The organism is Isoptericola sp. NPDC056134 (assembly GCF_042264825.1).
Taxonomy (GTDB): domain Bacteria; phylum Actinomycetota; class Actinomycetes; order Actinomycetales; family Cellulomonadaceae; genus Isoptericola; species Isoptericola nanjingensis.
In genome coordinates this window covers 57,028-74,064 of the sequence record NZ_JBHJVM010000012.1, presented here as the reverse complement: position 1 = coordinate 74,064, position 17,037 = coordinate 57,028, and the positions used below count along the sequence as shown (strand labels likewise).

Below are 17,037 nucleotides of genomic sequence, written 5' to 3'. Positions count from 1 at the left end.
CCGCCCGCCACCATGGGGTGTGCCCCCGGTTCGACCCTGGGGGAACCCTGAGCCGCCCCGGTCGGGCCGGGGTCAGGCGTCGCGCGCCGGGCTGCCGCGCAGCAGGTCGCGGCTGCGCTCCACCTGCTCGCGCAGCGCCCCCAGCAGCGCGGCGACGGCGGGCCGGCGCCAGGACTCCGGGTGCACGACGGCCCAGTAGGGCAGCCGGTCGCGCACCTCGCCCGGGAGCAGCCGCACCAGGTCGGCGTGCCGGTCGGCCATGAAGCACGGCAGGAACCCCACGCCCGCGCCCGCCCGGGTGGCCTCGACGTGCACGAAGACGTTGGTGGACGTGAGCGCGTCGCGCATCCCCGGCACCAGGCGCCGCGGGGCGTCGAGGGCGTCCACCTGGAGCATCGAGTTCACGAAGTAGACCAGCCCGTGGTCCGCCAGGTCAGCGGCCGACGCCGGGACGCCGCGGCGGGCGAGGTAGTCCCGCGAGGCGTACATGCCGAGCTCGTAGTCGCCGAGCCGCGCCGCCTTGGCCCGGCCCACCTGGGGCTCGCCGACCACGACCTCCACGTCGACGCCGGAGCGGTGCTGCGTGGCGTGCCGGGTGACGGTGACCAGCTCGACGGACAGGTCCGGGTGGCGGCGGCGCAGCGCGGCCACGGCCGGCGACGCGACGTACGCGCTGAACCCGTCGGTCGCCGTCATCCGCACGACGCCCGTGACCGGGTCGGGCTCGCCGTCCGGGGCGGCCAGGCCGGCGACCGCTGCCGCGACGGCCTCGGCGGCACGGGCAGCGCGCTCCCCCAGCCCGGTGAGCTCCCAGCCGTCGGCGCCGCGCACCAGGACCCGGCCGCCGAGCGCGCGCTCGAGCGCGGCCACGTTGCGCGCGACGGTCGTGTGGTTGACGCCGAGCACCTCGGCCGCGGTCGTGTACCGGCCGGTGCGGGCGACCTCGAGCAGCACGAGGAGCTGGTCGGGCGAGGGCGGCGTCGTCGGCACGCCGGCACCCTACTGCCCGCCGCGCCCGATCTGCATCCGTGCACACCACGCGTGCTCGGTTGGTCGTTGCGCGCACACGTCTGCGCCCGGCAGCATCCTCGGCGTCAGGTGGCGACCGCCACGGTGTCAACGACGACACGGAGGAACCATGGCCGCGGGCCAGAACACGGCGCCGGACGGCGCGACGCACGGCACGGGCGACGGCAGCGACCATTCGCTGCTCACCAGGATCGTGTCCGCCTCGATGGCCGGCACGGTCGTCGAGTGGTACGACTTCTTCCTCTACGCGACCGCCGCGGCGCTCGTCTTCGACAAGGTGCTGATGCCCGCCATGGGCAACGAGTACGACGGCATCATCGCCGCCTTCGTCACGTACGCGATCGGCTTCCTCGCCCGCCCGCTGGGCGGCGTGATCTTCGGCCACCTCGGCGACAAGCTGGGCCGCAAGCACACCCTGCAGGTGACGATCATGATGATCGGCGCCGCGACCGTGCTCATGGGCTGCCTGCCGAGCTACGACGCGATCGGTCTCGCCGCGCCGGCGCTCCTCGTGCTGCTGCGCTTCGTGCAGGGCATCGCGCTGGGCGGCGAGTGGGGCGGCGCCGTCCTGCTCGTGGCGGAGCACGCGCCCGACAGCAGCCGTGCCCGGTGGGCCGCATGGCCGCAGGCCGCCGTCCCGGTGGGCAACCTGCTCGCCACCGCCGTGCTGTGGGTCATGTCCACCACGCTGTCCGACGCCGCGTTCCTCTCGTGGGGCTGGCGCGTCGCCTTCTGGCTGTCGGCCGTCGTCGTGCTCGTCGGCTACTGGATCCGCACGACCATCACGGACGCGCCGATCTTCGAGGAGGCGAAGGCCGAGCTCGAGGAGGGCAAGACGTCGGGCTACGGCGTCCGCGACGTCGTCCGGCGGTACCCCCGCGGCGTGCTCACCGGCATGGGCCTGCGGTTCGCGGAGAACATCATGTACTACCTGGTGGTGAGCTTCTCGATCGTCTACCTCGGCACCGGGCTGGGCATGGACACGGCGTCGATCCTCGGCGTCATCGCGATCGCGCACGCGTTCCACTTCGTCGTGATCCTCTGGGTCGGGCGCCTGGCCGACCGACTCGGGCGCAAGCCGGTGTACCTCGCGGGGGCGGTCCTCGGCGGCACCTGGGGCCTGTGGGCGTTCCCCGCGTTCGGCACGAGGAGCACGGTCGTGGCGCTGGTGGTCATCATGGTGGGCCTGCTGTTCCACGCCCTCATGTACGCCGGGCAGCCGGCCATCATGGCCGAGATGTTCCCGACCCGGATGCGGTACTCGGGGGTGTCCATCTCGTACCAGGTGACGTCGATCGTGGCGGGCTCCCTGGCCCCGATCCTTGCCACGACCTGGCTCAAGACCACCGGCTCGTGGTGGCCCACCGCCGTGTACCTGCTGGTGGCCGGCGCGATCACGACCGTGGCCGTGCTGAGCATGCGCGAGACCCGTGGCATCTCCCTGCGCGACCTCGACGCCCGCGACCGCGCCGCCGCCGGGGCGGTCGCATGACGGGCCGTACCGCTCGCCCGGCGCCCGGCGGGCCGGCGCTCGCCGGGCGCCGGGCCCTGGTCACCGGCGGCGCGTCCGGCATCGGCGCGGCCTGCGCTCGCGAGCTGGCCGCGCGCGGCGCCCACGTGGTCGTCGCGGACGTGGAGCCCGACGGCGCGAAGCGTCTCGCCGACGAGCTCGGCGGCGAGGCGTGGGTCGTCGACCTCGCCGACACCCGCGCCCTCGACGACCTGCGGCTCGACGTCGACGTGCTCGTGAACAACGCCGGCGTCCAGCGGGTCAGCCCGGTCGAGGACTTCGCGCCCGACGACTTCCGGCTCGTCCACCGCCTCATGCTCGAGGCGCCGTTCCTGCTGGTGCGGGCGGCGCTTCCCCACATGTACGCCCGCGGCTGGGGGCGGGTCGTCAACGTCTCGTCCGTGCACGGGCTCGTCGCGTCGCCGTTCAAGTCGGCGTACGTGTCCGCGAAGCACGGGCTCGAGGGCCTGTCCAAGACGGTGGCGCTCGAGGGCGGGCCGCACGGGGTCACCAGCGTCTGCGTGAACCCGGGCTACGTGCGCACGCCGCTCGTCGAGAAGCAGGTCGCCGACCAGGCCGCCGTGCACGGCATCTCCGAGGCGGACGTGCTGGCGCAGGTGATGCTCGCCGAGCCGGCCGTGAAACGCCTGGTGGAGCCGGAGGAGGTCGCGTCGCTGGTCGGGTGGCTCACCGGGCCGGACGCCTCGATGGTCACCGGCGCCTCGTGGACGATCGACGGCGGATGGAGCGCACGATGACCGGTCTCGACAAGACCGTCGCGACGGCGGCCGACGCCGTCGCGGACGTCCCCGACGGCGCCTCGCTCGCCGTCGGCGGCTTCGGGCTGTCCGGCAACCCGGTCGCGCTGATCGAGGCGCTCCTCGCCCGCGGCACCACGGGCCTGTCCGTGGTGAGCAACAACTGCGGCGTCGACGACTGGGGCCTGGGCCTGCTGCTGGGCGCCGGGCGCATCCGCCGGATGACCAGCTCGTACGTGGGCGAGAACAGGGAGTTCGAGCGGCAGTTCCTGGCGGGCGAGCTCGAGCTGGTCCTCACGCCGCAGGGCACGCTCGCCGAGCAGCTGCGCGCGGGCGGTTCCGGGATCGCGGCGTTCTGGACGCGGACCGGCGTCGGCACGCAGGTGGCCGACGGCGGCCTGCCGCGGCGGTACGACGGCGCCGGCGGCGTCGCCGTCGCCTCGCCGCGCAAGGAGGTCCGCGCCTTCACGGCCGCGGACGGCACGAGCGCCGACTTCGTGCTCGAGGAGGCGATCACGACCGACTACGCCCTCGTGCACGCGGCGAGGGGCGACCGGCACGGCAACCTCGTGTTCCACCGCTCGGCCCGGAACTTCTCACCGCTCGCCGCCATGGCGGGCCGGGTGTGCGTGGCCCAGGTCGAGGAGCTCCTCGAGCCGGGCGAGATCGACCCCGACGACGTGCACCTGCCCGGCGTCTTCGTGCACCGCGTGGTGCACGTGCCCGGCGGCGAGAAGCGGATCGAGAAGCGCACCACGACACCGGCGACCGCCATGCCGACCGCGACGACGAAGGAGGGCTGAGCCGTGCCGCTCACCCGCGACGAGATGGCCGCGCGCGCGGCGGCGGAGCTGGCCGACGGCTGGTACGTGAACCTGGGCATCGGGCTGCCGACGCTCGTGCCGAACCACGTGCCCGCCGGCCGTCACCTCGTGCTCCAGTCCGAGAACGGCCTGCTCGGCGTCGGCCCCTATCCCTCCGACGCCGACGTGGACCCTGACCTGATCAACGCCGGCAAGGAGACGGTCACGCTGCTGCCCGGCGCCTCCGTGTTCGACTCGGCGACCAGCTTCGGCATGATCCGCGGGGGCAAGATCGACGCGGCCGTCCTCGGCGGCATGCAGGTCAGCGCCGCCGGCGACCTCGCCAACTGGATGATCCCCGGCAAGACGGTCAAGGGGCCGGGCGGCGCGATGGACCTGGTGCACGGCGCGCGGCGCGTGATCGTGCTCATGGAGCACTCCGCCAAGGACGGGTCCCCCAAGCTCCTGCCGGAGTGCACGCTCCCCCTCACGGGGCGAGGCGTGGTGCACCGCGTCATCACCGACCTCGCGGTGCTCGACGTCACGCCCGACGGCTTCGTGCTCCGCGAGCTGGCGCCGGGCGTCGCCGTCGACGACGTCGTGGCGGCGACCGGCGCGCCCGTCACGCTCGCCCTCGACCGCCGGGACGCCGACGCGGCCGTCGCGTGACCGCCGGCCCGCCGGACGACCTCAGGCGGCCCGGCGGGAACGGACCGCGAGGGCGAGGGCGACCAGCACGCCGACGACGCTCGCCGCCGCCGCGACCCAGAACGCGGAGGAGTAGGCGGCGGCGGGGTCGGCCGTGCCGGCCGCGAGGAGCGCGGTGACGACGGGCGCCGCTGCCGCCGAGCCGACGGTCCGCACCACGCTGTTCAGCCCGGTCGCGGCGCCGGTCTCGGTGGGCGGCGACCAGGAGACGACGAGCTGGGCGCAGATCGCGTACCCGATCCCGTTGCCGAGGCCGAGCACGGAGAAGGCCACCACGACCGCCCACGGCGTCGCCGGCCACAGCGCCAGCCCCACCGCGCCGAGGAGCATCACGGCCGCCGCGACAGCCCCCGTGCCGCCAGGGCCGACCCGGCGGACGAGCGCCGGTGTCGCGCGCCCGCCGAGGAAGACGAGGACGGCGCTGGGGAGCATCGCCAGGCCGGACACCGTCACGCTCATCCCGTGGCCGTACCCGGTGCCGGCGGGCGCCTGCATGAGCAGCGGCAGGGCGACGTAGCAGACGTAGGGCACGAAGCCCACGGCCACCGTCAGCAGGCTGACGAGCACGATCGGCCCGTGGCGGAAGGTGCGCACGTCGACCACGGGCGCGTCCGTGCGCCGCTCGACGAGGACGAGCCCGGCGAGCAGCACGAGGCCGGCCACGCCGACGACGACCGTCCGCGCCGAGGTCCAGCCCCACGAGCCGCCCTGCGAGACGGCGAGCAGCACGCCCACGAGGCCGCCCGCCAGCAGAGCGATGCCGGGCCAGTCCGTCCGGCGCTGCACGGCGGGCGCGCCACCGCGCGGCACCCAGGCCGCGACGAGCGCGCCCGAACCGAGGATCAGCACGGCGCCCAGGACGAACAGCCAACGCCAGCCCAGGGCGTCGACGACCACGCCGCCCACCACGAGGGCCGCGCCCGCGCCGAGGCCGATCATGCCGGGGATCCAGCCGAACGCGGCCGCGAGCCGCGGCCCCGCCAGCGCGGACCGGGCGATCGCCAGCGCGAGCGGGAACGTCGCGGTGCTCACGCCCTGCACCACGCGCGCCACGAGCAGCACGCCGAGCGTCGGTGCGGCGGCCGCCAGGAGCGTCGCCGCTGCGAACACGACGACGGTGCCGAGCAGCACGCGGCGGTGGCCGAACCGGTCGCCGAGGTTGCCGACGACGGGCGCGAAGACCGCCCCGGCGAGCAGGAACGCCGTGAGGATCCAGCCGGTCCCCTGGGCGGTGGCGCCGAGCTCCCGGCCCAGCGTCGGCAGGGCGGGCACGACGAGCGTCTGCATCAGCGAGAACGCCAGGACGGCGGCGCTCAGCGCGAAGGTCGCGCGGCCGGGGTGGCGGACGACGGTGCCCTCGGTCGGCAGATCGGGGGCATGGTCGGGGGCAGGGCGGGTCGGAGGCACGGGTGGGCTCGCTCTCGTGGTGAGGGTGGCTGCGCCTCGTCGCGCGGGCCGACGGGCGGGAAGACGAATCGGAACGGAATCACCGTTCCGATTCACCCTAGCACCGTGTCGCGGGCTACCGTGTGCCCATGCCCTCCCCCGACGTCCCCGCCGACGAGCGCGCCGACCGGCCGCTGCCCGGCCGGAAGCGAGAGGCCCGCGCCAACGACACGGCGGTGCTGGCCGCCGCCCGCGAGGTGTTCGCGGCCCAGGGGCACGGCGCGTCCATGGCCGACGTCGCGCGCCACGCCGGCGTCGGCGTCGGCTCGGTGTACCGCCGCTACCCCACCAAGGAGGCGCTGGTGGAGGCGCTGCGCGTGCACGGCGTGCGCGAGGCCGCCCGCCTCGCCGCCGAGGTCGCCGACGAGTTCGCGGCGACGGCTCCGGAGCAGGCGGGCGACGGCGCGGTGGGGGCGTTCCTGGCACGGCAGATCACGGGCGCCAGCGGCCCGATCCTGCGCCCGACGGGTGCGACCGGCCCGCTGCCGAAGGACCTCGCGGCCGCCACCGCCGAGCTGCACGCGGGGCTCGGGCGGCTGATCGCGCACGACCGCGCGGCGGGCCTGCTGCCCGAGGGCTTCACCACCGCCGACGTCATGCAGCTGCTGCTGCACCTGCGCCCGACGCTCCCCTTCCCCCGCGCCGAGGCGGACGCCCTGCACCTGCGCTACCTCCGGCTCGTCCTGGCCGGCCTGCGGGCAGGGGCGCGCGACGACGTCGGGCTCGGCGACGGCCCGAGCTGGGACGAGTGGGTCGGCGCCTGGCACGACTGAGCACAGGCGTCATGCGTCTGCCGGTGCGTGCCGCTCCAGGAACTCGTAGACCTCGGTGGTGTCGACGCCGGGGAACGCACCCGACGGCATGGCCGCGAGCATCGAGGCGTGCGGGCGGGCGCTCGGGAACGCGTGCCCGACCCAGCGGCGGGCGAGCGGCTCGGCCGGCCGCCGGCAGCAGCTCTCGTCGGGGCAGCGCGACGTGCTGCGCGCCGTCGTCTCCCGGCCCAGGAACCACTTGACCTGCGCGTACGGCACGCCGACACTCACGGAGAACCGCCCGTCGGGCGTGTCCTGCACGCGCGAGGTGCACCAGTACGTGCCGGTCGGGGTGTCGGTGTACTGGTAGTACGGGCTGAGCCGGTCGGCGATGCCGAACACCACGCGGGCGGTCCAGTGGCGACACACGTGCTGCCCCTCCACGGTGCCCAGCGGGTCGGCGGGGAACCGCACGCCGTCGTTCTCGTACGCCTTGTGGATCGACCCCGACTCGTGGACCTTCATGAAGTGCACCGGGATGCCCAGGTGCCGGGTCGCCAGGTTCGTGAAGCGGTGGGCCACCGTCTCGTAGGAGACGGCGAACGCGTCGCGCAGGTCCTCCAGCGAGATCGACCGCCGCTCCTTGGCCTCGCGCAGCTGCTTGACCGCCTCCCGCTCCGGCACCAGCAGCGCCGCGCACAGGTAGTTGGCCTCGACGCGCTGGCGCAGGAACTCGCGGTAGTCGCGCGGCTCTGCGTGCTCCAGCACGTGCGAGGCGAGGGCCTGGAGCACCGCCGAGCGCGCCTCGGACCGGCCGCGGATCCCGTTGCTCGGCAGGTAGACCCGGCGGTGGAGCTGGTCGATGACGGCGCGCGTGGACTGCGGCAGGTCCGGCTCGTAGTGGATCGAGAAGCCGAGGTGGGCGGCGAGCTCCCCCACCGCGCGCTGCGGCAGCGGTCCTCGCCCGTGCCCGACGTCGTCGAGCAGCCCGCGCGCGACGATCTCCAGGTCGGGGAAGTAGTTGTCCTGCGCGCGCATGTCCGCGCGCAGCTCGGTGTTGGCCCGGCGCGCCTCCTCGGGTGTCAGCGCGCGCTCGGAGTGCAGCCGCTCCAGCTCGCGCTGCAGCCCGACGATCGCCTCGAGCGCGTCCGACGGGAGGGACTTGCCCACCTTCACAGGGCGCACACCCAGCGCGGAGAAGAGCGAGCCCCTTTGCACGCGCTCCAGCTCGATCTCCAGGGCGTCGCGGTGCGACGGCGGCTCGGCCGAGAGCAGGTCCTCGACCGTGGCGCCGAGGGCGCGGGCCACGGCCTGCAGGCGCGCGATCGTGGGTTCGCGCTTGCCGTTCTCGAGCATGGAGACCTGCGACGGCGCACGTCCGATGGCCTCTCCGAGCTGCTCCAGGGTCATGCCGCGGCGGGTGCGCAGGTGCCGGATGCGGCGGCCGATCGTGAGGGCGTCCGCCTCCTGGCTGATGGGGATGCCGCGCGGCAGCGTGGCGTCGTCCCGGGTACCGGGCGCGGAATCGGTCGAGATGGCCATGCTCGAGGGTGACACGTGCCACACCTTCCGTCCAGGAGAAGAACGCCGGAATTTCTCCTCAGATTTCCTGGCCGCGGGGTGGCGGGGCGCGCGAGGGTCGTGGTCATCGGCACCGCCACCGACGACCGAGACACACGAAAGAGGCTCGACATGACCGCCATCCTCGACTCCCGCAGCACCACCCGCGCCGGCGACCAGGCCCAGACGGCCGCACAGCTCGCCGAGCAGTGGGCCGCCGACCCGCGCTGGGACGGCATCAGCCGTGACTACACCGCGGAGGACGTCGTCGCGCTGCGCGGGTCGGTCGGCGAGGAGTTCACCCTGGCCCGCCGCGGCGCCGAGCGGCTGTGGCGCCAGCTGCACGAGGAGGACTTCATCAACGCGCTCGGCGCGCTGACCGGCAACCAGGCCGTGCAGCAGGTGAAGGCCGGTCTCCAGGCCATCTACCTCTCGGGCTGGCAGGTGGCCGGCGACGCGAACCTCGCGGGCCAGACCTACCCCGACCAGTCCCTCTACCCGGCGAACTCCGTGCCCGCCGTCGTGCGCCGCATCAACAACGCGCTGCTGCGCGCCGACCAGATCGACGTCTCCGAGAACGGCGCCCCGACGCGCGACTGGCTCGCCCCGATCGTCGCGGACGCCGAGGCCGGCTTCGGCGGCCCGCTCAACGCGTACGAGCTGATGCGGTCGATGATCGCGTCGGGCGCCGCGGGCGTGCACTGGGAGGACCAGCTCGCGAGCGAGAAGAAGTGCGGCCACCTGGGCGGCAAGGTGCTCATCCCCACCCAGCAGCACGTGCGCACCCTCAACGCGGCACGCCTCGCGGCCGACGTCTCCGACGTGCCGAGCGTCGTCATCGCCCGCACCGACGCCGAGGCAGCCACGCTGATCACGTCCGACGTCGACGAGCGCGACCGTCCGTTCCTCACCGGCGGTCGCACGGGCGAGGGCTTCTACGAGGTGCGCAACGGCGTCGAGCCGTGCATCGCGCGGGCCAAGGCCTACGCCCCGTACGCCGACCTCATCTGGATGGAGACCGGCACCCCGGACCTCGAGCTCGCGCGGACGTTCGCGGAGGCCGTCAAGGCCGACTTCCCGGACCAGATGCTGGCGTACAACTGCTCGCCGTCGTTCAACTGGAAGAAGCACCTGGACGACGACACGATCGCGAGGTTCCAGCGCGAGCTGGGCGCCATGGGCTTCCGCTTCCAGTTCATCACCCTGGCCGGCTTCCACGCCCTCAACTACTCGATGTTCGACCTCGCCCACGGCTACGCCCGCGAGCAGATGTCCGCCTACGTGCGGCTGCAGGAGGCCGAATTCGCCGCCGAGGAGCGCGGTTACACCGCGACCAAGCACCAGCGCGAGGTCGGCACCGGCTACTTCGACCGCGTGTCAACGGCGCTCAACCCCGACGCCGCCACCCTCGCGCTCGCGGGCTCCACCGAGGCCGCACAGTTCTGACCGCGAGACAGAGAGCCCGGCGAGATAGAGAGGGCGCATCGCCGAGATAGAGAGTTCGATCTATCTCGTCGCCCGCCCCTCTCTATCTCGGCGATCCAGGCTCTCTATCTCGGCGGATCCCCCTCTCTATCTCGCCGACGACCCGCCCGGAGGCACGTCATGACCACGCTCGCTCCCCCCACCACCAGCCAGACCACGGCGACGCCTCTCGCCGACACGGCGCCCGACCCGTTCGTCTGGGGCGGGACGTCGCTCGCGGAGGGGCACCTCACCGTCACCGCCCCGCTGGAGGCGCGCGACGAGGAGATCCTCACCCCGGAGGCGCTGGCGTTCCTGGCGATGCTGCACGACCGGTTCGCCGACGACCGCACCGCGCTGCTGCTGGAGCGGCAGCGGCGGATGCGGAGCGTCGCCGACGGCGAGGACCCGGACTTCCACCCCGCCACCCGGCCCGTGCGCGACGACCCGTCCTGGCGGGTGGCGGGCGCGGCCGGGGCTCCGGGGCTGAGCGACCGCCGCGTGGAGATCACGGGCCCGACGGACCCGAAGATGACGATCAACGCGCTCAACTCGGGCGCCCGGTGCTGGCTGGCCGACGCCGAGGACGCGCAGTCCCCGACGTGGCGCAACGTCGTGGAGGGGCAGCTCGCCCTGCACGACGCGATCCGCGGCACGCTGAGGTTCACCAACCCGGCGGGCAAGGAGTACGCGCTCCGGTCGACGGACCTCACCGAGCTTCCGACCATCGTGTTCCGGCCCCGCGGGTGGCACCTGTTCGAGTCGCACCTGGCGTACACCGGCCCCGACGGGTCGACGCAGCCGGCGTCGGGGTCGCTGGTCGACTTCGGCCTGTACCTGTTCCACAACGCCCACGAGCTGGTCTCCCGCGGGCGCGGACCGTACTTCTACCTGCCGAAGCTCGAGGGGTACCGCGAGGCGCGGCTGTGGAACGAGGTGTTCGAGGCGGCCCAGGACGCGCTCGGCATCCCGCGGGGCACGATCCGCGCGACGGTCCTCATCGAGACGCTGCCCGCCGCCTTCGAGATGGAGGAGATCCTCTACGAGCTGCGCGACCACTGCGCCGGCCTCAACGCCGGCCGCTGGGACTACCTGTTCAGCGTGATCAAATGCTTCCGGAAGCGGGGGTCGTCGTACGTGCTGCCGGACCGCGCGCAGGTCACGATGACCGCGCCGTTCATGCGGGCGTACACCGAGCTGCTCGTCGCCACGTGCCACAAGCGCGGGGCGCACGCCATCGGCGGCATGAGCGCCTTCATCCCCGACCGCCGCTCCCCCGAGGTGACCGAGCGCGCCGTCGAGCAGGTGTGGGCCGACAAGACGCGCGAGGCCCACGACGGCTTCGACGGCACATGGGTGGCCCACCCCGACCTGGTCGAGGTGGCACGCGGCGCGTTCGACGAGGTGCTCGGCGAGCGCGAGAACCAGGTCGCCCGCCTGCGCGACGACGTCGTGGTGGGCCAGGCGGAGCTGCTCGACGTCGCGTCGGCGCGGCGCGGGGGCGCCACCGTCACGGCGGCCGGGCTCCGGACGAACGTGTCCGTGGGGCTGCGCTACATCGAGTCGTGGCTGCGCGGCACCGGCGCGGCGGCGATCGACCACCTCATGGAGGACGCGGCCACCGCCGAGATCTCCCGGTCGCAGGTGTGGCAGTGGGTCGCGTCCGGCACGACGACGGACGACGGCCTGCCCATCACCCGCGTGCGCTGCGAGGCTGTGCTGCGCGACGTCCTGCGCGGCCTCCCGCGGTCCGCCGGCGACCGCTTCGAGGACGCCGCGGCCCTGTTCCGCGAGGTGGCGCTGGGCGAGGAGTTCCCGCCGTTCCTCACGACCGGCGCGTACGCCCGCTACCTCGCCGGCTGAGCGCGGAGCATGCAACTGCGCACGTTCTCAGTCGTGAGAACGTGCGCAGCTGCATGCTCGGCGACCGCCTCCAGGGCAGGATCGGAGGATGACGACGACCCTGCGCACGCTCCTGCTCGGCCAGGTCGAGTTCTACTGGGACGCCCACCTGTGGCCGCGGCTGCAGGGGCTGACCGACGACGAGTACCTCTGGGAGCCGGTCGACGGGGCGTGGAGCCTGCGGCGCGACGACGACGGCACGGTCCGGATCGAGCTGACGCCGGTGGACCCGCCCGTGCCGCCGGTGACGACGATCGCGTGGCGCGCCGCGCACCTGGGCCGCGACGTCTGGGGCAAGCGCGGCCGCGCGCTCTTCGGGCCGACGACCGCCCCCACCGACGCCGACATGTTCGACGCGCGGCACTGGCCGGAGCCCCTGCCCCTCACGGCCGCCGGCGGGCTCGACCTGCTGCGCGAGGGCTACGAGCTGTGGCGCGACCACCTCTCGCGGCTCGACGACGACGCGCTCGCCGAGCCGCTCGGGCCACGCGGCGGTCCCTACGCGAGCGACTCGCTCGCGGCGCTCGTCGTGCACCTCAACCGCGAGGCGATGGCGCACGGCGCCGAGATCTGCCTGCTGCGCGACCTCTACCGCGCGCAGCGCGAGCGCCGCGACCCCGTCGTCGCGACGGCGCTCGGGGGCAGCCCGGCCGATCTCGAGCGGATGCTCCGGCTCGACGGCGGCCTGGGCGACCTGGCCGACCGGCACCCGACGCTGGTCGTCGAGCTGGCGGGGCTCGGCCGCTGGGACGCGGTGCGGTCGCTCGCGGCGCGCGGCTTCCCGGTCACCGTCGCGGCCGACGACGGCTCCACGGCCCTGCACTACGCGGCGACCACCGGCACCCCGGACGACGCCCGGCTGCTGCTCGACCACGGCGCCGATCCCAGCGCCGTCGACGGACGCTTCGGGACGACGCCGGCCGGCTGGGCGGACTTCCTGGGCCGGGCCGAGCTCGCGGAGGTCCTCACCCCCTGACTGCCGAGCAGCGCGGGGCAGCGGCCTGTGGATAACGCCGGCGGACGGCGGCTCGGGTGCGGCAGGGTGACGGCGCATGGACACCATCACCCCGTTCCGCCCGGGCGACGAGGTCGCCGACGACGCCGAGCTGCTGGAGCTCGCCCACTTCCTCGCGGGCGGCGTCCACCCACGACGGCGCACGCTCACCGTCACCTGGCTCGACGCCGACGACCGGCTCCTCGGGCTCGCGCTGCCCATCGACGACGTGCCCCGCCGGCCCGACCCCGCCGCTCTCGTCGGCCTGGGCACCGTGCTGCGCGGCGTCGTCGACGACGAGGCGCCCGGCGGCAGCGCCGTCGTCGTGCTCGAGCGGCCCGGCGACGCCACGCTCACGGCCGACGACCGCGCCTGGAACCGCGACCTGCGCGAGCAGGCCGACGCCCAGCGCGTGCGGCTGCGCGGGTTCTTCGTCGCCGCCGGCGGGCAGGTACGGCCGCTGGCGCTGGACGACGCGTGAGGGCCGGCCCCGTCGGCCGCTCACCGGGCGTGCGCGAGCAGGTCTCCGACGACGGCGCGCGGCGCCGGGAGCCGACCCATCTCCTCGGCCATCCCCCGTGCCGCGGACCTGTAGCGCGGCTCGTGCAGGACGGCGCGCACCGCGTCCCCGAGCCGGGCGACGAGCCCCGGGCCCGACTCGACGGCGAGCCCCGCCCGCACCTCGGCGACCCGGCGGGCGTTGATCCACTGGTCCGACGCGAACAGCGGGACGACCACCTGCGGGACGCCCGCCCCGAGCGCGAGCGTCGTGGTGCCGAAACCGCCGTGCCCGACCATCGCCGCCGCGAGCGGCATCACCGCCTCCTGCGGCCACCAGCGCTCGACGCGCACGTTGGGCGGCCACGGGGCCCAGGCCTCCGGGTCGCCGTGAGCGCCGACCGTCACCAGGGCCCGGGCCTCCACCCCGGCCAGGGCGTCGACGGCGGCGGAGTAGGTGCTGTCGAACACCCCCTGCGCCGCGGCGACCGTGCCGAAGGAGACGTAGACGAGCGGGGCGTCAGGATCTCCCCACGCAGGCAACGGCGGGGCCTGCGTGCGCGGCGCCGGGATCCGGTAGCGCACGGGCGCGACGCCGTCACCCTCGCGATCGTCGTCGAACGATGGCGGCACGCTGGTGAACACGGGCTCGGCCGCCGCCGCTGCGGCGAGGTCGGCCTCGACGCCCTCCCGGGCCGCGAGCTCGGCCAGCGGACCGGTCAGCTCGTCGACGAACGTCCTGATCAGCGAGCACAGCCCGATCGCCACCTGGACGTGCGGGACCCCTGCCGCCTCCGCGGCGACGAGGGAGGCCACCTCCGCGGGCTCGCGGACCACGACGTCGGGGCGCCACGCGGCCAGGAGGCCGGTCACCGCCGGCAGCGCCGCGACGGGGTCGAGGCGGCCGAAGACCTCCGTCATCACCCGCGCGTTCGCCTCCTGCCGCGACAGGCTCGGCAGCGCGGCGAAGACGGCTCCCAGCGCAACGGGGTCCGCGTCGTCGAACGGTTCGTGTCGCAGACCGGTCGTCGCGACGTGCTCCGCGAAGGAGGCGGGCGCGGCGACGCGCACCTCGCGGCCGGAGTCGGCGACCGCGCGGGCGAGGGGCACCATCGGCCGGAAGTGGCCCTGGCCGCCCGTGGTCGCGAACAGCACCCGCATCCTTCGAGGGTAGGTCGCGCGTGGTGTGCCCGTCCGCGAGGAGGATCCCCACCTGGCGCTGACGACCTCGCCCGGCCGACCCTAGCCCGGCCGGCTTCTAGCCAATCGATCCCGGGTCGACGCGCACCGACTGCGCGCCGTCGACGACGTCGGCGGTGCCGTGCCGCAGCTCGCGCGGCTCGAGGTCCAGGAACACCAGCCCGCTCTCGCCGAGCCGCGACCGCGTGACGTCGAAGCCGGAGGGGGCGGCGCCGTCGTCGAACAGGCGTGCGCCGGAGCCGACGACGACGGGCGCGACGACGAGGCGCCAGACGTCCACGAGCCCCAGGTCGTGCAGCGTGCTCGCGAGGCGCGCGCTGCCGTGCACCTGCAGCTCGCCGTCCGGGCCGTCCTTGAGCGCCTGCACCCGGGCGGCCAGGTCGGCGGGGTCGATCACGGTGGTCCCGGCCCACTCCGGGTCGCGCAGGGTCGAGGAGACGACGTAGCGCGGGCCGGCGTCGATGCGCGCGGCGAGCGCGTCGTCCGGGTCGGTGACCTGCCCCCACGACGCCCAGAACATGTCGTAGGTGGTGCGGCCGAGCAGGAAGGCGTCGACGTCCGCGAACCACCCGTCCACGACGTCCCCGAACACCGGGTCCGTGGTGAACGGCACGAACCAGCCGCCCTCGGTGAAGCCGCCGCGGGTGTCCTCCTCGGGCCCTCCGGGGCCCTGCACCACACCGTCGAGCGAGGTGAAGATGTTGACGCTCAGCCGCATGGCATCCTCCGTCATCGACCGCCCGGCCGACCTTTGCCCTGGACTTCCGCGCCTCGGCGGCATATTTTCACCTCGGCAGCATGCTGTGACCGGATTCACACACGCTACCGGATCCGCCGGACGGACGAGCTGGAGGGAGCGAGGCCGTGGCCGACGTCCTGGTGCTCAACGCGGGCTACGAGCCCCTGCACCGCGTGTCGGTCAAGCACGCCATCACGATGCTCGTCCGCGAGGTCGCGGTCGTCGAGGAGGCGGTAGAGGGCCACCGCTTCGGCCCCTACCCGATGCCCCGCGTGCTGCGCCTGGTGCGGTACGTCGCGATGCGCTGGCGGTACCGCAGCGCGGGCCGGCCGGCGGTCACCAAGGACGGCGTGAAGCGCCGGGACGGCGCGTGCGCCTACTGCGGCGGCCCCGCGGAGACGGTCGACCACGTGGTCCCCCGCTCCCGTGGCGGCGACTCGTCGTGGCTCAACCTCGTCGCCGCGTGCGAGACGTGCAACGGGCGCAAGGCCGACCGCACCCCGCTGGAGGCCGGCATGCCGCTGCTGCTCGCACCGTTCGTCCCGCCCGCGGAGCACGGGCTCGTGCGCCGGCGACGGCGCGCCACCGCGCCGGCCGCGGCCTGAGCTCAGGCCGCGGGCTCGTCCTCCGGAAGGTCGGGCACCACGGTGAGCGACCCGGTCGCCGGCAGGGCGTTCGCGCCGCTCCGGTCCGCCGGCGTGAGCGCGCGCGACGCGATGACGCTGCTCGCGAAGTTCGCGTGGCACTCGGTGCAGTACCACTCGGGCGTGGGCACGGGCACCTCGAAGCCGCCGTAGACGACGTCCGGCTCGGCGTTCATCACGTCGTCCTGGAACGTCATGCCCCACACGATCCGCTTGGTCTTGCCGCGCGCTCCGCAGCCCGGGCACTGGGGGCGCATCCGCGCGCGCTGCGACGCCACGGTGTGCGCGTGCAGCAGGTCGTGGCACTGGCCGCACAGCAGGTGCACGTCGCGCACGAGCTGCTCGAGGGTGCGCCCGCCCGCGGTGGTGGTGCCGAGGCGGACCGCGCCGTCGTCGTGGGCCTGCATGCGGTGCACGTCGACGAACCGCTCGCAGGTGGCGCAGCGCTCCTCGCGGCGCATCGACCAGCCCGTCACGGCGCGGTGGCCCAGGATGCGCAGGGCGTGCACGTCGGGCGCGGTGGCGCCGGCGCCGCAGTCACCCGGGTCCAGCGTGTGCACGGGGCCGCCGCGGAACTGCTCCGCGACGCCGTCGAGCACGAGCCGGGCGTGCTCGGGCGGCAGCCAGCCGGACGTACCCGTGTAGGTGTCGGCGCCCTCGAACAGGTCGGCCCACACGATCGGGCGGTCCGGGCCGAAGAGGTCGTCGCTGACCCAGCTCTCGCCGTCGCTGGCGCCCATGAGCTCGACGGCGGCGACCACACCGGCGTCGCCGAGCACGGTGACGACGACGTCGCCCCGCTGCGGGCCGTCCGGGCCGGCCGGCAGCCGGTGCTCCGGCGAGCGGGTCGCGATCGCGACGGACTCCGTCAGCCAGTCGGCCGACCAGTGGAGGTACACGGACGGCACGAGCCACGCGGGCAGCGCCGACAGGGAGGGGAGGGTCTCTCGGGTCACCGGGAGAACATATCGGGCGCCGACCCTCCGACACCACGGGCGAGGTCGTTCCGGTCGCGACGTCCCCGCGCTAG

At 74.6% G+C, this 17,037-nt stretch carries 16 protein-coding genes; 10 read left to right on the top strand and 6 right to left on the bottom strand.

The window, feature by feature from the left end; translation table 11 throughout:
* Positions 1–72 precede the first annotated feature (72 nt).
* A complete protein-coding gene (locus ACFCZN_RS13135; RefSeq protein ID WP_429762577.1) occupies positions 73–990 on the bottom strand; it encodes a LysR family transcriptional regulator in 918 nt (305 codons plus the stop codon).
* 148 nt (positions 991–1,138) lie between these two features.
* Here ACFCZN_RS13135 and ACFCZN_RS13130 point away from each other — a divergent pair, with 148 nt between their 5' ends.
* The 4 genes from ACFCZN_RS13130 to ACFCZN_RS13115 are packed head-to-tail and all read left to right on the top strand — an operon-like array spanning position 1,139 to position 4,769.
* Positions 1,139–2,521 carry an MFS transporter gene (locus ACFCZN_RS13130; protein WP_430557071.1) on the top strand — a complete coding sequence of 461 codons (1,383 nt, stop codon included), beginning with the start codon at positions 1,139–1,141 and terminating at the stop codon, positions 2,519–2,521.
* The gene (locus tag ACFCZN_RS13125) at positions 2,518–3,297 is read left to right on the top strand and encodes a 3-hydroxybutyrate dehydrogenase (protein ID WP_430557070.1); all 780 of its coding nucleotides are present in this window, start codon (positions 2,518–2,520) and stop codon (positions 3,295–3,297) included. Before ACFCZN_RS13130 ends, ACFCZN_RS13125 begins: the two co-directional genes overlap by 4 nt.
* Positions 3,294–4,100: a CoA transferase subunit A gene (locus ACFCZN_RS13120; protein WP_430557069.1), complete on the top strand. Its 807-nt coding sequence runs from the start codon at positions 3,294–3,296 to the stop codon at positions 4,098–4,100. The genes ACFCZN_RS13125 and ACFCZN_RS13120 overlap by 4 nt, the downstream gene beginning before the upstream one ends.
* A 3-nt stretch (positions 4,101–4,103) precedes the next feature.
* A complete protein-coding gene (locus ACFCZN_RS13115; protein WP_430557068.1) occupies positions 4,104–4,769 on the top strand; it encodes a 3-oxoacid CoA-transferase subunit B in 666 nt (221 codons plus the stop codon).
* Positions 4,770–4,790: 21 nt separating this feature from the next.
* On the opposite strand, the gene ACFCZN_RS13110 is transcribed toward ACFCZN_RS13115, so the two are convergent.
* Positions 4,791–6,215 carry an MFS transporter gene (locus ACFCZN_RS13110; RefSeq protein ID WP_430557067.1) on the bottom strand — a complete coding sequence of 475 codons (1,425 nt, stop codon included), beginning with the start codon at positions 6,213–6,215 and terminating at the stop codon, positions 4,791–4,793.
* Between the two features lie 128 nt (positions 6,216–6,343).
* On the opposite strand from ACFCZN_RS13110, the gene ACFCZN_RS13105 reads away from it, so the two are divergent.
* Positions 6,344–7,027: a TetR/AcrR family transcriptional regulator gene (locus ACFCZN_RS13105; protein ID WP_430557066.1), complete on the top strand. Its 684-nt coding sequence runs from the start codon at positions 6,344–6,346 to the stop codon at positions 7,025–7,027.
* Positions 7,028–7,036: 9 nt separating this feature from the next.
* Here ACFCZN_RS13105 and ACFCZN_RS13100 read toward each other — a convergent pair whose 3' ends face one another.
* Complete coding sequence (locus ACFCZN_RS13100) at positions 7,037–8,548, bottom strand: helix-turn-helix domain-containing protein (protein ID WP_429762585.1); 1,512 nt, start codon at positions 8,546–8,548, stop codon at positions 7,037–7,039.
* 150 nt (positions 8,549–8,698) lie between these two features.
* Here ACFCZN_RS13100 and aceA point away from each other — a divergent pair, with 150 nt between their 5' ends.
* From aceA to ACFCZN_RS13080, 4 genes are all read left to right on the top strand, one after another.
* Positions 8,699–10,012, top strand: coding sequence for an isocitrate lyase (gene aceA, locus ACFCZN_RS13095; RefSeq protein WP_429762586.1), 1,314 nt, complete (start codon positions 8,699–8,701; stop codon positions 10,010–10,012).
* 159 nt (positions 10,013–10,171) lie between these two features.
* The gene (gene aceB, locus ACFCZN_RS13090) at positions 10,172–11,893 is read left to right on the top strand and encodes a malate synthase A (RefSeq protein WP_430557065.1); all 1,722 of its coding nucleotides are present in this window, start codon (positions 10,172–10,174) and stop codon (positions 11,891–11,893) included.
* Between the two features lie 88 nt (positions 11,894–11,981).
* A complete protein-coding gene (locus ACFCZN_RS13085) occupies positions 11,982–12,908 on the top strand; it encodes a DinB family protein (RefSeq protein WP_430557064.1) in 927 nt (308 codons plus the stop codon).
* 76 nt (positions 12,909–12,984) lie between these two features.
* Entirely contained in the window at positions 12,985–13,407 is a 423-nt protein-coding gene (locus ACFCZN_RS13080) for a hypothetical protein (RefSeq protein WP_430557063.1), read from the top strand.
* A 20-nt stretch (positions 13,408–13,427) separates the two neighbouring features.
* On the opposite strand, the gene ACFCZN_RS13075 is transcribed toward ACFCZN_RS13080, so the two are convergent.
* Together ACFCZN_RS13075 and ACFCZN_RS13070 are read right to left on the bottom strand one after the other, a co-directional pair.
* Complete coding sequence (locus ACFCZN_RS13075) at positions 13,428–14,585, bottom strand: glycosyltransferase (RefSeq protein WP_430557062.1); 1,158 nt, start codon at positions 14,583–14,585, stop codon at positions 13,428–13,430.
* Between the two features lie 97 nt (positions 14,586–14,682).
* Positions 14,683–15,342: a dihydrofolate reductase family protein gene (locus ACFCZN_RS13070; RefSeq protein ID WP_430557061.1), complete on the bottom strand. Its 660-nt coding sequence runs from the start codon at positions 15,340–15,342 to the stop codon at positions 14,683–14,685.
* A 146-nt stretch (positions 15,343–15,488) separates the two neighbouring features.
* On the opposite strand from ACFCZN_RS13070, the gene ACFCZN_RS13065 reads away from it, so the two are divergent.
* A complete protein-coding gene (locus tag ACFCZN_RS13065) occupies positions 15,489–15,968 on the top strand; it encodes an HNH endonuclease (protein WP_429762592.1) in 480 nt (159 codons plus the stop codon).
* Positions 15,969–15,970: 2 nt separating this feature from the next.
* On the opposite strand, the gene ACFCZN_RS13060 is transcribed toward ACFCZN_RS13065, so the two are convergent.
* A complete protein-coding gene (locus ACFCZN_RS13060) occupies positions 15,971–16,963 on the bottom strand; it encodes a hypothetical protein (RefSeq protein WP_430557060.1) in 993 nt (330 codons plus the stop codon).
* Positions 16,964–17,037: the final 74 nt, after the last annotated feature.

Excerpts from the sequence above, each read along its gene's own strand:
- ACFCZN_RS13130 (WP_430557071.1), top strand. The coding sequence starts at position 1,139 with ATGGCCGCGGGCCAGAACACGGCGCCGGACGGCGCGACGCACGGCACG.
- ACFCZN_RS13125 (WP_430557070.1), top strand. The coding sequence starts at position 2,518 with ATGACGGGCCGTACCGCTCGCCCGGCGCCCGGCGGGCCGGCGCTCGCC.
- ACFCZN_RS13120 (WP_430557069.1), top strand. The coding sequence starts at position 3,294 with ATGACCGGTCTCGACAAGACCGTCGCGACGGCGGCCGACGCCGTCGCG.
- ACFCZN_RS13105 (WP_430557066.1), top strand. The coding sequence starts at position 6,344 with ATGCCCTCCCCCGACGTCCCCGCCGACGAGCGCGCCGACCGGCCGCTG.
- ACFCZN_RS13100 (WP_429762585.1), bottom strand. The coding sequence starts at position 8,548 with ATGGCCATCTCGACCGATTCCGCGCCCGGTACCCGGGACGACGCCACG.
- aceA (WP_429762586.1), top strand. The coding sequence starts at position 8,699 with ATGACCGCCATCCTCGACTCCCGCAGCACCACCCGCGCCGGCGACCAG.
- aceB (WP_430557065.1), top strand. The coding sequence starts at position 10,172 with ATGACCACGCTCGCTCCCCCCACCACCAGCCAGACCACGGCGACGCCT.
- ACFCZN_RS13085 (WP_430557064.1), top strand. The coding sequence starts at position 11,982 with ATGACGACGACCCTGCGCACGCTCCTGCTCGGCCAGGTCGAGTTCTAC.
- ACFCZN_RS13080 (WP_430557063.1), top strand. The coding sequence starts at position 12,985 with ATGGACACCATCACCCCGTTCCGCCCGGGCGACGAGGTCGCCGACGAC.
- ACFCZN_RS13075 (WP_430557062.1), bottom strand. The coding sequence starts at position 14,585 with ATGCGGGTGCTGTTCGCGACCACGGGCGGCCAGGGCCACTTCCGGCCG.
- ACFCZN_RS13070 (WP_430557061.1), bottom strand. The coding sequence starts at position 15,342 with ATGCGGCTGAGCGTCAACATCTTCACCTCGCTCGACGGTGTGGTGCAG.